Origin of the sequence: Sphingorhabdus sp., from assembly GCF_044239005.1 — a bacterium.
Lineage (GTDB): Bacteria > Pseudomonadota > Alphaproteobacteria > Sphingomonadales > Sphingomonadaceae > Sphingorhabdus_B.
In genome coordinates this window covers 1-13,727 of record NZ_JBIICH010000053.1, presented here as the reverse complement: position 1 = coordinate 13,727, position 13,727 = coordinate 1, and the positions used below count along the sequence as shown (strand labels likewise).

Sequence of the window (13,727 nt, the reverse complement as noted above, 5' to 3'; positions counted from 1 at the left end):
TGCGCGATTTGACGCGCGCATTGATTGAGATTTGGGGCCGGGTGGATATCCGCGCTGCTCAGGCTGCTTGAGCCAAAAGCTGCACAAAGGTTTCCCGGTCTACATTCCCGCCCGACAACGTAACCGCGGTTACCGGCTTTAATCCAATCTTTCCGGCGAGGACGGCCGCGAGCGCAACAGCGCCGCCCGGTTCAACGACGAGGTGGAGTTTCTCAAACACCAATCGCATCGCTGCAGCCACTTCTGCGGTGGTAACCGACACGCCTTGCGATACGCGGTTGCGAAGGACGTCGAAGTTTATTGGGTAGGTTTGCGGTGTCTGTAACGCATCACAATAGGTTGGGTGCAAAAGGTCTTTAACAGGTAAAATTTCGCCTGCCTCAAGCGAACGAATGATATCATCCCAACCCACGGGCTCGACGATGGCGATGTCCGCGTCGGGACAGGCGAGCGCAAGGCCCACGGCAAGTCCGCCGCCACCGCAACAGGAAACAATCAAATCTGGCCCTTTCATGCCAAGGCTTTGTAGCTGCGCGGCGATTTCAATGCCCGCTGTGCCCTGCCCTTCGATAACCCACGGATCACCAAAGGCATGCACGAGCGTCGCGTTGCTCTGTGCAATCAACCCGGCGGCCAAGGCCTCACGCGATTCCGTTGCGCGGTCATATAATACCACTTGCGCGCCAAGCGCCTTTGTCGCCTCCAGCTTCATGCGCGGGGCATTGGAAGGCATGACGATGGTTGCATCTATGCCAAGCTTTTTCGCGGCCCAAGCGACGCCCTGCGCATGGTTGCCGCTGGATACGCCAACGACACCGCGCGCACGCTCGTCTTCGTTCAAATCGGAGAGCCGGTGCCACGCGCCGCGAATCTTGAACGCGCCGATGGGCTGCAGCATTTCGGCCTTGCACCAAATCGTTACGCCATCCACCTCAAGCGGCAGCAAGGGCGTTTTTGGCAGAATAGCGGCTATCTTGGCCATCGCCCGCTGCACCCCTTCGTGCGTGGGCGTCGTGATGGCTACAGCCAATTCTTGTCCTGTCATAAAAGGCCCCTATATGCGTGCGCTGAACGAATCTCTGATAAGTGGAAATAGCATATGAGCAAGGTATTGGTAATTGGCGCAGGCGGCGTTGGATCGGTTGCGGTCCACAAAATGGCCATGAACCAGGATATCTTCAGCCATATCAGCCTTGCGAGCCGCACAAAGTCGAAATGCGATGCGATTGCCGTGTCGGTAAAGGAGCGCACGGGTGTCGTTATCGACACTTATGGCCTTGATGCAGATGATGTTGCTGCGACAACCGCCTTGCTGAACCAGATTAAGCCAAGCCTCGTCGTCAACCTCGCGCTCCCTTACCAAGACCTCAACATCATGGACGCCTGCCTTGCTGCGGGCGTGCATTATATGGACACAGCGAACTATGAACCGCTTGATGTCGCCAAGTTCGAATATCATTGGCAGTGGGCCTATCAGGATCGTTTCAAGGATGCGGGCCTCGCCGCCTTGTTGGGTTCAGGCTTTGACCCCGGCGTGACATCAGTATTCACAACCTATTTGAAAAAGCATCATTTCGACCGCATCGACACGCTCGATATTCTCGATTGCAATGGCGGCGACCATGGTCAGGCCTTTGCCACCAACTTCAATCCGGAAATCAACATCCGTGAAGTCACCGCCGTCGCACGCCATTGGGAAAACGGTGCTTGGGTCGAAACCCCTGCAATGTCGGTGAAGCAAAGCTTTGACTTTGAAGCGGTTGGTCCAAAGAACATGTATTTGATGTACCATGAGGAAATCGAAAGCCTCAAAACCCATCTGCCCGAAATCAAGCGTATCCGTTTCTGGATGACCTTTGGCGATGCGTACATCACCCACCTGAATGTGCTTCAGGCGGTTGGCATGACCCGGATTGATCCCGTCATGTATGAAGGTAAGGAAATCATTCCGCTTCAATTCCTGAAGGCTGTTCTGCCTGAACCTGCCTCGCTTGGTCCAACGACCAAGGGCAAGACCAACATTGGCTGTATCGCCACTGGCCTTGGCAAAGACGGCAAGGAAAAGACGCTCTACATCTACAATATCTGCGACCATGAAGATGCCTATGCTGAAACGGGCAATCAGGCGGTAAGCTATACCACTGGCGTGCCAGCGATGATCGGTGCCGCCATGCTGCTCACGGGCAAATGGTCGGGTGCAGGCGTTTGGAACATGGAACAGTTCGATCCCGATCCCTTCATGGACATGCTCAACGCGCATGGTCTGCCTTGGCAGGTGAAGGAACTGGATGGACCGCTGACGTTCTAATGGATACCAAGGCCGGCGATCCTGGCGCGTTTGCGCATTTCGACCTGTATCGCGTTCCTTCGCCGGCATTTGTCGTCGATGAAGCGGCGCTGCGGCGGAACCTTGCTATCCTCGCGGATGTAAAAGCACGGTCGGGAGCCAAAATCCTGTGCGCGATGAAGGCGTTTTCCATGTGGAAAGTGGCACCGATCATCGGCGAATATCTCGATGGCGTATGCAGCTCAGGTCTGTGGGAATCACGCCTTGCCCGCGATTATTATAAAGGCGAAATCGCAACCTATTGCGCTGGCTATAAAGAGGCCGACATGGCCGAAATCGTTGAGATTTCCGATCATGTCATTTTCAACAGCCCCAGCCAGCATAAACGTTTTGCAGCTTTCCTGAATGACAGCGTGGATGTCGGGCTTCGGCTCAACCCCGAACATGCCGAGGGCGAAGTTGCGAAATATGACCCCTGCTCACCCGGTTCACGCCTTGGCTTCCCAGTAAGCCAGCTGAGGCCAGAACATTTGAAGGGCGTGTCCGGTCTGCATTTCCACACCTTGTGCGAACAGGACTTTGAGCCGCTCAAACGCACATGGGAGGCGCTAAAGCCACAGATCGCGCCCTATTTTGGTCAATTGCGTTGGTTGAACTTTGGTGGCGGCCATCACATCACCCGCGCGGATTATCAACGCGACGACCTTGTTGCGTTCATTCAGGAGGTTCGCGCTGAAACCGGCCTCGACGTCTATCTTGAACCCGGCGAAGCGATTGCGCTTGATACCGGCATATTGATTGGCGAGCTGCTCGATGTTTTTGAAAATGGTTTGCCCGTCGGCATCACCGATATCAGCGCGACCTGCCACATGCCTGACGTCATTGAGGCACCTTATCGCCCCGCCATGCTTGGCGAGCTTCAGGACGGCCCTGCGCTGCGTCTGGGTGGCCCCAGCTGCTTGGCTGGCGATATCATCGGTGACTACCGCCTTCCGGTCGTTGCAGAGGCCGGAGCGCGCTTCGCGTTCCTTGATCAGGCGCATTATTCGATGGTGAAGACCAACACCTTCAACGGCGTTCCGCTCCCGTCCATCTGGCTTTGGAACAGCGAAACAGACGCGTTGGAATGTGTACGCGCATTCGACTGGACCGAGTTTAGGGACCGGCTCAGCTAAAAACGCAACGAATCACTTTACATACCCCCCTGCTTTTCATATGGGACGCCTCCGCTGCCCCAGGGGGACTTCCAATAACCGCAAGGCAGCCTTGTTGTTTCACGTTATTTTTTTGGGGGTCCCTTGAGTTGCACGAGTATCTTGACGCTCTAGCTGTAGTCCGCGCCCAGCGCCCTGACGAACCTATCACGCTCCTTCGCCCGCATGCCGCTTCGCGCGCCGCCCGTTTCTTCGTTGAGAAGTTTCAGGGTAAGTCGCTGTACGCGGTAAAGGCCAATCCTTCGCCTGCATTGCTTGAGACTTTGTGGGACGCGGGCATCACGCATTATGACGTCGCTTCGCTCGGCGAAGTGCGATTGGTAAGCAAATTCCTGCCGGATGCAAAGCTGTGCTTCATGCACCCTGTGAAAAGCGAACGCGCGATTGCGCAAGCTTATCACAACCATGGAGTTCGGACATTCAGCCTCGACAGCCATGAGGAATTGGAAAAGATCGTGCGTGCCACCGATGGCGCGACGGATCTCGAGCTGTGCGTGCGTATTCGCGTGTCATCAGAGCATGCGAAACTGAGCCTTGCTTCAAAATTTGGTGCAGACCCGTCCGAAGTAGCAGATCTGCTCGTCGCGACCCGTCAGGTCGCCGACAGCTTGGGCATTTGCTTCCATGTTGGAAGTCAGGCCATGACACCCGCCGCATATGCCGAGGCAATGGAGCATGTGCGTGCCGCCATCGTTGAAGCATCGGTCACGGTTGATATTGTCGACGTCGGCGGTGGTTTCCCATCGGTCTATCCCGGCATGGAACCACCCGCGTTGGAAGGCTATTTCGAAGTCATCCACAATTGCTTCGAAGATCTTCCCATCAGCTATTCCGCCGAACTATGGTGTGAGCCAGGCCGTGCATTGTGCGCTGAATATGCGTCGTTGCTGGTGAAGGTCGAAAAACGCCGTGGGCAAGAGCTGTTCATCAACGACGGCGCTTATGGATCATTGTTTGATGCAGCGCACATCGGCTGGCGCTTCCCTGTGGCGCTTCAGCGGTCGGATACCTCAATTGGTACCCAGATGGCTGAATTCAGCTTCTACGGGCCTACCTGCGACGATATGGACCATATGGCGGGACCATTCATCCTTCCCGATGACGTGCAAGCCGGTGACTATATCGAAGTCGGCATGCTGGGCGCATATGGCTGCGCGATGCGGACCGAATTCAACGGCTTTGGCGAGACCGACACGGTTCCTGTCGAAGATGAACCCATGGCAAGCCTTTATGCCGAGTTGCCCGCCCATGACGCGAGCAACGTTGTTAAGATCGGCAAGCGGTCCGCGCAATAAGTTGCAATTGACAATCAATGTTACGTGAAGCACCCTTCCAATTATAAAAATTGGGAGGGTTTTCATTATGGATACGTCGATTTTAGCACCGGCCGCGGCGTTGGTCGTGTGGTCGATCATCATGCTTTTCTGGATGGCGGGAACGCGCCTTCCCGCAATGTCGAAGATCGGCATGGACCTTAGCAAAGCCGCACCGGGCGGACGTGGTCAGGATATTGATCCGCATGTGTCACCATCGGTTGCCTGGAAATCGCACAATTACACGCATTTGATGGAACAACCGACCATCTTTTATGCAACGATCATGATCCTCGCGATTTCCGGCGGGGCAACATCGCTGTCGGTGTCGCTGGCATGGGGTTATACTGTGTTGCGCGTCATCCACAGCATTTGGCAGGCAACGGTCAACACCGTGGCAATACGTTTCGTATTTTTCCTGCTGTCGAGCCTGTGCCTGACGATATTGGCGGTCCAAGCGCTGCTGGCGACGATCTGAAGAAGTTATGAATTTGTTTTAAGGGGAGAGTTAATATGAATAGTGCAATATTAGGACCAGTCGTCGCACTTGCGGCATGGACAATGATTATCTGGATATGGATGTATGCCACGCGCATACCCGCCATGAACCGCGCAGGGATTGACGGAAGCAAGATTGTTGGTTCCTCCGCCGGCGCGTTGCGCGATGCGCTGGCTGCCAAAGGCGAAGAAAAAGCCTCGTGGGTTGCAGACAATTACAACCACTTACACGAAGCGCCTACGGTGTTTTATGCGGTCTGTTTGACACTTGCCATGGTTGGCCAGGGCGACAATCTGAATGCAACGATCGCTTGGGTATATGTCGGCCTGCGTGTCGCACATAGCTTGGTACAAATTTTGTCGAACCGCGTTCTCATTCGGTTTGGAATATTTGCATTGTCGTCAGTGGCACTCATGATGCTCGTCGCACATGCCGTAATGGCGGTGCTTCTTCACTAACGGCTGAAATGCCCAACCAGCTCGATATGGGTTGACCAGCGGAATTGCCCAACAGGCCAAATCCGCTGCAACCTGTATCCAGCGGCCACCAATGTTTTTGCATCCCGCGCAAAGCTCGCGGGATTACAGCTGACATAGGCAATCGACGGAACTGTGGAAGCCGCAAGGTTTGCGACCTGCTCCTTTGCGCCAGCGCGCGGCGGATCAAGCACGACAGTCTGGAACCGGTTCAGTTCCTCTGGCGATAAAGGCCGACGGAACAGGTCACGGTGCTCCGCAAATATAGTGCGGCCCGAACGCCCTGCAGCAGCCTTGAGCGCCAGACTGGCCTGAAGATCAGCCTCACCCGCATAAATCTTACGCCCAGCGCCCATCGACAGCGCAAATGTGCCTGAACCGGCAAACAAATCCGCGACGATACTATCTTCGCCGATAATATCATTTACGGCCTGCACCAAAGCCGCCTCGCCATCCACGGTCGCCTGCAGGAAACCATAAGGCTGGTACCCCACGGCAACACCGCCAAGCGTGACTGTAACAGGCTCTGGCTCATAAAATGGAACGGGTCCGTAGCCTTCATCCAGCGACAGACGCGCAAGGCCATGGGTTTTCGCAAATTCAGACAAAGTCTCATGCGTATCGAGATCGTTGGCGATCCAGTTTTCAATCAACACGTCAACGCCTTGATCGACCATCGCCAATTTGATCTGAACCTGACGCGCACGGTTAAGCCGAGGCTCAAGCAGGCTACGCAGCGGCTTCAGCAATGCGAATAGCTCCGGCACCACGACGTCACATTGCCTTAAGTCTATGATACGGTGACTTTTTTCGGTGCTGAAGCCCAGTTGGAACTGTTTCCCTGCCCATGCCGAACGCACCGCAATGCGCCGGCGCGTGGCGGGTGGAGACAAATGAACGGGCATGACCTCGCCGATGTCTACCTGCTGCGTTGCCAGCGCATGCGTGACACGCTCTGCAACAAACAAGCGCAGGCTGTCTTCGTCGAGATGCTGCAATTGGCATCCGCCGCATAATGGGAAATGCTGGCACGGCGGCGTTGCGTGATGCGGTCCGTGGATCAAACCGCCTGCGGGGTCGACGATGTCGCCCGGGGCGGCGTGCGCCACATAGCGTCCATTTGCGGTTACGCCGTCGCCGCGCGCTGCCACCCTGATAATCTCTTCTGCTATGCTCATAGCGCCCCATGCCCTTGAAGGCGCGCGCAATCAACCGGCGTCTTTGCTTACGCCTTCTTCCGCTGCAATTTGCTCGGTCGGGGCAGCACCTTCTCCGCCGCAGCCAGCTAGGCTGGGGAGGAGAAGAGTTGCCGCCGCATATTTAGATATCGGCAAAGACATGCGTTTCGGCGCTGCCACCAGGATGCGTGACTGCGCCTTTATAGGCAGGCCCAACATTTTGAGCATAACGCCATATTGCGCCTGACCCATAATCGGTGGCGCGTGGCGTCCAATGTTTCCGCCGTTCGTCAAGGACTTCGGCAGGAACATTGAGGTCTATAACGCCGGTTTCGGCATCGATCATGATCTCGTCGCCATCTTCAATCAAAGCGATAGGACCGCATTCAGCCGCTTCGGGGCCGACATGGCCAATGCAGAAACCGCGTGTTGCGCCAGAGAAGCGTCCGTCGGTGATGAGCGCAACTTTCTCGCCCATGCCCTGCCCATATAGAGCCGCCGTCGTCGAGAGCATTTCGCGCATGCCGGGACCGCCCTTTGGCCCTTCATAACGGATGACAATGACCGAACCTTCGCGGATTTCGCGTGCTTCAACGGCGGCAAAGCAATCCTCTTCGCAGTCAAAAACCTGTGCAGGGCCTGTAAAGGTCAGGCGGTCCATACCCGCGACCTTCACGATTGCGCCATCGGGTGCCAATGTCCCGCGAAGGCCAACGACGCCACCCGTCGGCGTTATTGGCGCCGTTGCTGGATAAATGACCTTTTGGTTGGGGTTCCATGTGATTTCTTCGATATTCTCACCAAGCGTCTTGCCGGTAACGGTCATGCAGTCGCCGTACAGAAGACCTTCGGCCAGCAACGACTTCATGAGCATGTACACACCGCCCGCGTCATACATATCACGCGCCACAAACTGCCCACCCGGCTGCAAATCCGCCATATAAGGTGTGGTTTTGAACGCCTCGGCAACGTCGAACAAATCAAATGCGATACCTGCCTCATGCGCCATGGCCGGCAAATGCAGCGCAGCATTGGTTGAACCACCGGTAGCAGCAACGATTCTTGCCGCATTTACAAATGCTTCGTGGGTACAGATGTCACGCGGTCTAATGTTTTTAGCGAGCAAGTCCATAACCTGGAATCCTGCGGCATGGGCAATTTGGTCGCGTGTGGAATAAGGCGCAGGTGCCATGTTGCTGTTCGGAAGCGAAAGGCCAATTGCCTCGCCCACGCATGCCATTGTGTTTGCGGTATATTGGCCGCCACAGGCACCATGCCCCGGGCATGCAACGCGCTCAAGTTCTTCAACCTCCGACAACGGACACGCGCCTGCCGCATATTTTCCAACGATTTCAAAGACGTCCTTAACCGTGACGTCCTTGTCATGATAGCGACCGGGAAGAATGGAGCCGCCATACACAAAGATAGATGGCACGTTCAGCCGAAGCATCGCCATCATGATGCCCGGCAGTGACTTGTCGCAACCCGCAAAGCCAACCAGCGCGTCGTAGCAGTGCCCACGCACCGATAACTCAACCGAATCCGCAATGACTTCGCGGCTTACGAGCGAGGCCTTCATACCCTGATGGCCCATGGCGATGCCGTCGGTCACTGTGATGGTGTTGAACCGGCGCGGCATGCCGCCGCCCTGCTCCACGCCCTTACGCGCGATGTCCGCTTGCGCGTCCAATGTGGTGTTGCATGGCGCACTGTCATTGCCTGCCGACACAACGCCTACAAATGGGCGTGCAATTTCCTCAGCGGTCAAACCCATCGCATAATAATAGCTGCGGTGTGGGGCGCGTTCCGGGCCAACGGAAACGTGGCGGCTGGGCAATTTGGACTTGTCGAATTGGTTTGGCATGATGGTCTCCATTATCGCCGCGGCCTTTACGCGTTTTTATGTGGTTAAGCCAAGCTGTTCCGAAACAAAATGGCACATTCCGGACAAAATATGTGCAAATCTTGCTTGCCCTTCAGCATCGCCGACCAAATCCTGACGCATTTCAATCCCGACATAGGGAATGTCATTGGCCTCGGCATGGCGGTTCATCGTCGCGTTTAGCAATTTGCCTGAATAAGGTAGCTGGTCACCGACGTTAAGGCCGGCATCCTGTAAGAACGGGATAGCCGTTTTCGATGCCGCCTCGTGCGCATTGTACAGCACACCAACATCCCATGGACGCGCTTCATCTGGCCGTGTTTCCAATGCGGGTGTGAAGCTGTGTAGCGACAATATGAGTGCTGGCCGGCACTCCAGCAAAAGCATTTCTAGCCGGTCATGATAGGGCCGGTGATACAGCGCGATGCGATCCGCGCGCTGCGCTTGGTCCAAATCATTACCCGGAATGCGACGTCCATCGCTTTCGCTTGGGATAGCGCCTGCTTCTTCCTCTTCACGGTTTAAGTCGACGACCAAACGCGAGTAACGTCCAAGGAACGCGGCAAAACGCGCGTCTTGCGTCAAGATATGCGCGACCGGGTCAACGCCAATGTCCCACGCAATATGTGCATTTAGGTGATCAGCATCCAATCCCAACGTGACGTCGTCAGGAACCGCATTTGAAGCATGGTCGCCAATAATCAGGATGCCCCCAATTTGGGGTTCGCCCAATATCCGGAAAGGATCCACCATCATCGCAGCTCGGTTCCCATCGACCACCAACGCGGGTCCAAATGCGCTTTGGCCGCGTCCAAATCCTTGGCCTCATTAAAAAGCGCGAAGCAGGTCGCGCCTGACCCCGACATGCGAACCATGGCCGGGTTGGCGCGCGCAAGCACGTTCAGAATGTCTGTAATGACGGGACAGATGGCCGCCGCGATGGGTTCAAGGTCGTTTCGTCCCGATAACGTCGCTTGCCAGATGTCGCCCCGCGCCACTGGCCCCTTGTCCTTGCCGTCCCATGCCTTAAAAATGGCGGCTGTCGATACCGACTGAAGCGGGTTGACCAGCAACAGATGCCGCGCAGGCACATTGCTGTCATCGCGTAATATAAGCGCGGTTCCGGTTCCGCTGCCAAAACTTGTGCGGCTAAAAACGCAAGCAGGAATGTCGGCACCCAGCGGCGCCAATATATCTGCAAGTTCCTGTTCGCTGGCCTGAATATCCCACAGCCGGTTCAACAACCGTGCCGCTGCTGCTGCATCGGCTGAACCACCTCCGATACCCGAGGCTATTGGCAGGTTTTTTGTCAGACGGATGGACGCCCCGCCGGTGATGGAAAAATGCGCGCGAAGCCGGTTCGCGGCCTGCATCACCAGATTATCGTCATCGGCGGAAAGGCTGCTGCCAAAGGGGCCGTCGATGGTGAGGTCGAGCCTATCAGAAAGCGAAGCCTGCAACTGATCGCCATGCCGCGCAAAGGCGAACAAGGTTTCAATGTCATGATAGCCGTCTTCGCGGCGCCGACGTACGTGCAACGCAAGATTGATCTTGGCATAGGCGGTCTCGGTATCCGCTGGCATCACTTCGCCGTCCTGATGTCGCCGGGCAGGCCCACGTCCAATTTTGATGATATACGCAACGCAACCGCGGTATCTGCCGAAATTTGCGCGCTATTCCACGCATGTCGCGCGTCGCGCCGACGGCCTGCCCGCCAATATGCGTCACCCAGATGCTCGAAAATCGTCGCGTCAGCATTTTCGATCGACGCGGCTTTTTCCAACATGGTTACGGCGTCAATATATTTGCCGCTTTGAAACAAAGCCCAGCCGAGCGAGTCCGCATAAGCCGATGATGTTGGCTCTGCATTATATGCACGCCGCACAAATGCCTCTGCGTTGACCACGTCCTCGCCCCGCTCCAGCATGGCATAACCCAGATAATTCAGCGCGCTCGCATTGGATGGATCTAAAGCGATCGCATTTCGAAGCTCCCGTTGGGCTTCATCCCACTGGCCATTATCATCCAGTGCGCTTGCGAGCATGAGATGAAATGAGGCGCGGCTTTGTGGTGCCTGACGTTTGAAGTCATCCAAGTCCATTGCGCGCCCATATTGGGCGATAGCCTCTGCCAGACGTCCATTTTGCTGCAACATTTGACCAAGAAACGTTGCGCGCGCAGCCGAATTCGCATTCTGATCATAACTGAGGCGCGCCAGTTCAACTGCGCCATCATTGTCACCCATATCGCGTAACAGCGCCGCCTTAGCGAAAACGGCGCGTGTCCAATATGGTGATGCCGGCGGAATTTTATCCAAAAGTGCAACCGCGCCACGGCCGCCAGATAATTCGCCCAACGCATGTGCCGTGGTGATGACGGCAGGAGGATATTCCGGCGCGGTCCATAGGGCCAACCGTGCAAGTGCCAGGCCGGGTTCCGGCACATCCTGTTCAATCAGCGACGTTGCGATCCGCACATATAGTGCCGCAAGCCCGATATTGGGGCTGATATTCTTGTCACCTGCGTCAGCGCCGTTAAACGGGCCAGCGAACTCGGAACCCATCGCGCCCCCAAGCATTGCATTTGCAAAAGCGGTGTCGCCTTTATGCGCTAAAACGGGAGCGGCGCTGATGAAGAGATCGCGCATGGCATCGCCGCCAACCGAGACCATGTTTCGCAATCCCAATTTCGCTTTGGCATTTTGACCCGTGGCGAGATCAAGATATACGATCTGGTCCACAGCGTAGAAATTGAAAAACGAGTCCGCATTTCCCTCTTTAAGGGTCAAGTCATGCGTGCCCGTCTTCGCGACGGATACCCACGCGCGCAATATGGGCGCCATAAAGCCAAAATTGCTGCGGGCTTCCAATTCGTCGGCCGCCAGCAAAGCCATGGACCAACGACGCTTTTGAAAAGCGTCGGTGAATAGGATCAACGGTCCTTCGGGCGGAACGTCGTTTTGCAGTTCCCGAACGCGAATGGATTTCAGCGCTGCCGCAAAGTCACCTTGCCGCACGGCATTTTGGTAGACCCGCTTCGCCAATGTCTCGCTGTCCGCAGATTCTTCAAACAGCTTGAGATAACCCGCCAACGCTTCGCCGTGGCGCGCGTCAAACTCTGCCGCACGCGCATTGGCATAGGCGATGGCGCCGTCATCAACGGAGGCATAAGCTGGCGCCGCACATAAAAATAGCGCGGCGGTCAGCTTACATATTGGGGTAATTCGGCCCACCGCCACCCTCCGGCGTCACCCAATTGATATTCTGATTTGGGTCTTTGATGTCGCAGGTTTTGCAATGTACGCAGTTTTGGGCGTTGATCTGATAACGTGGGTCTTTGCCCTCTTCCTCGATCCATTCATACACGCCTGCGGGGCAATAGCGCGTCGATGGGCCAGCGAATTCCATGAACTCGCTGTTCTTTTGCAGGTCCATATCCTTGACCTGCAAATGGATGGGCTGATCTTCGGCATGGTTGGTGTTCGACAGGAATACCGACGACAGCCGGTCAAAGCTGAACACGCCATCTGGCTTTGGATAATCGATCCGCTCGCCTTGGCTCTTCTTTTTCAGCGCCTTGTGATCTGGATGATGCTTCATCGTGAAAGGCATGCGGATACCAAAGTTTTCGAGCCACATATTCACGCCCGCCAGCATCGTTCCAACAAAATTGCCGTATTTTTCAACAAGCGGCAGGACATTGCGCACCATATGCAATTCTTTGGAGACCCAGCTATTATCGTAACCAGTCTGGTAAGCGGTCAACTCGTCATGTTCGCGGCCAGCGGCCAGTGCTTCCACAACGGCATCTGCTGCCAACATGCCGGATTTCATCGCGGTATGCGTGCCCTTAATCCGCGGCACGTTAACGAAGCCTGCGGAGCAACCAATCAATGCGCCGCCCGCGAATGCCAACTTTGGCACCGACTGCCAGCCACCATCGCTGATCGCACGCGCGCCATAGGACACGCGCTTGCCGCCGGCCAAAATCTTCTTGACCTCAGGATGCGTTTTCCAGCGCTGCAGTTCTTCGAAAGGTGACAGATAGGGGTTGGAATAGTTCAACCAAACCACAAAGCCCAAGGCAACCTGGTTGTTCGCTTGATGGTACAGAAATGCGCCGCCATTTGCGTCGGTCAATGGCCAGCCTTGGCTGTGAATGACGCGGCCTGCGGAGTGTTGTTCCGCCGGAATGTCCCACAATTCTTTTAGACCGATGCCGTAAACCTGCGGCTCGCAATCCTCGTCCAATCCGAACTGCGGCTTAATCAATTTGGTCAGATGCCCACGCACACCTTCGGCAAAGAAGGTATATTTCGCATGCAGCTCCATGCCGGGCATATAATCATCTTTGTGGCTGCCATCGCGCGCGACGCCCATGTCGCCTGTAGCCACGCCCTTGACCGAGCCGTCTGCATTATACAGAATTTCTGCAGCCGAAAATCCGGGGAAGATCTCAACGCCCAGATTTTCCGCCTGCCCCGCAAGCCAGCGGCACAGATTGCCAAGCGAACCTGTGTAGGTGCCTTTGTTGTGCATGAAACCGGGCGCCAGGAAATGCGGTATGTTAAACTTGCCGGTCTTGGTCATTATCCAGTGCTGGTTATCGTTCACAGGCGTATCGGCCAATGGGCAGCCCATCGTGCGCCAATCCGGCAGCAGCTCGTCAAGCGCCCTTGGATCTATGACAGCGCCGGATAAAATATGCGCGCCAACCTCTGACCCTTTTTCCAAAATGCAAACGCTGGTGTCGGGTGACTGCTGTTTAATGCGTATCGCTGCGGATAAACCTGCTGGCCCCGCACCAACAATAACAACATCATATGGCATCGACTCGCGTTCACTCATTGCCTTTATCCTTTACCCGGCATGTAAATCA

The 13,727-nt window shown here is 55.8% G+C and carries 12 protein-coding genes; 5 read left to right on the top strand and 7 right to left on the bottom strand.

The genetic code is table 11. The annotated features are described in order from the left end of the window. Positions 1-58 precede the first annotated feature (58 nt). The gene (locus ACILQA_RS05880; RefSeq protein ID WP_395628861.1) at positions 59-1,045 is read right to left on the bottom strand and encodes a threonine/serine dehydratase; all 987 of its coding nucleotides are present in this window, start codon (positions 1,043-1,045) and stop codon (positions 59-61) included. A 54-nt stretch (positions 1,046-1,099) separates the two neighbouring features. Here ACILQA_RS05880 and ACILQA_RS05875 point away from each other — a divergent pair, with 54 nt between their 5' ends. The 5 genes from ACILQA_RS05875 (at position 1,100) to ACILQA_RS05855 (ending at position 5,771) form a co-directional block, all read left to right on the top strand. Continuing rightward, the gene (locus ACILQA_RS05875; protein WP_395628860.1) at positions 1,100-2,308 is read left to right on the top strand and encodes a saccharopine dehydrogenase family protein; all 1,209 of its coding nucleotides are present in this window, start codon (positions 1,100-1,102) and stop codon (positions 2,306-2,308) included. Beyond that, a complete protein-coding gene (locus ACILQA_RS05870) occupies positions 2,308-3,462 on the top strand; it encodes a carboxynorspermidine decarboxylase (RefSeq protein ID WP_395628859.1) in 1,155 nt (384 codons plus the stop codon). Before ACILQA_RS05875 ends, ACILQA_RS05870 begins: the two co-directional genes overlap by 1 nt. Positions 3,463-3,590: 128 nt before the next feature. Beyond that, complete coding sequence (locus tag ACILQA_RS05865) at positions 3,591-4,796, top strand: type III PLP-dependent enzyme (protein WP_395628858.1); 1,206 nt, start codon at positions 3,591-3,593, stop codon at positions 4,794-4,796. A 67-nt stretch (positions 4,797-4,863) separates the two neighbouring features. Then, entirely contained in the window at positions 4,864-5,292 is a 429-nt protein-coding gene (locus tag ACILQA_RS05860; protein WP_395628857.1) for an MAPEG family protein, read from the top strand. A 35-nt stretch (positions 5,293-5,327) separates the two neighbouring features. Further along, the gene (locus ACILQA_RS05855; protein WP_395628856.1) at positions 5,328-5,771 is read left to right on the top strand and encodes an MAPEG family protein; all 444 of its coding nucleotides are present in this window, start codon (positions 5,328-5,330) and stop codon (positions 5,769-5,771) included. Here ACILQA_RS05855 and ACILQA_RS05850 read toward each other — a convergent pair. From ACILQA_RS05850 to ACILQA_RS05825, 6 genes are all read right to left on the bottom strand, one after another. Further along, complete coding sequence (locus ACILQA_RS05850; protein WP_395628855.1) at positions 5,768-6,967, bottom strand: class I SAM-dependent RNA methyltransferase; 1,200 nt, start codon at positions 6,965-6,967, stop codon at positions 5,768-5,770. The two genes, ACILQA_RS05855 and ACILQA_RS05850, sit on opposite strands and share 4 nt — an antisense overlap. A 142-nt stretch (positions 6,968-7,109) precedes the next feature. Then, entirely contained in the window at positions 7,110-8,831 is a 1,722-nt protein-coding gene (ilvD, locus tag ACILQA_RS05845; RefSeq protein ID WP_395628854.1) for a dihydroxy-acid dehydratase, read from the bottom strand. Positions 8,832-8,867: 36 nt separating this feature from the next. After that, a complete protein-coding gene (locus tag ACILQA_RS05840) occupies positions 8,868-9,602 on the bottom strand; it encodes an N-formylglutamate amidohydrolase (RefSeq protein WP_395628862.1) in 735 nt (244 codons plus the stop codon). After that, positions 9,602-10,432, bottom strand: coding sequence for a 4-(cytidine 5'-diphospho)-2-C-methyl-D-erythritol kinase (locus ACILQA_RS05835; RefSeq protein ID WP_395628853.1), 831 nt, complete (start codon positions 10,430-10,432; stop codon positions 9,602-9,604). The genes ACILQA_RS05840 and ACILQA_RS05835 overlap by 1 nt, the downstream gene beginning before the upstream one ends. Continuing rightward, on the bottom strand, positions 10,432-12,081 hold the full coding sequence (locus ACILQA_RS05830; RefSeq protein WP_395628852.1) for a tetratricopeptide repeat protein: 1,650 nt from the start codon (positions 12,079-12,081) through the stop codon (positions 10,432-10,434). Before ACILQA_RS05830 ends, ACILQA_RS05835 begins: the two co-directional genes overlap by 1 nt. Then, positions 12,056-13,696, bottom strand: a complete 1,641-nt coding sequence (locus ACILQA_RS05825) for an electron transfer flavoprotein-ubiquinone oxidoreductase (RefSeq protein WP_395628851.1) — start codon at positions 13,694-13,696, stop codon at positions 12,056-12,058. Before ACILQA_RS05825 ends, ACILQA_RS05830 begins: the two co-directional genes overlap by 26 nt. Positions 13,697-13,727: the final 31 nt, after the last annotated feature.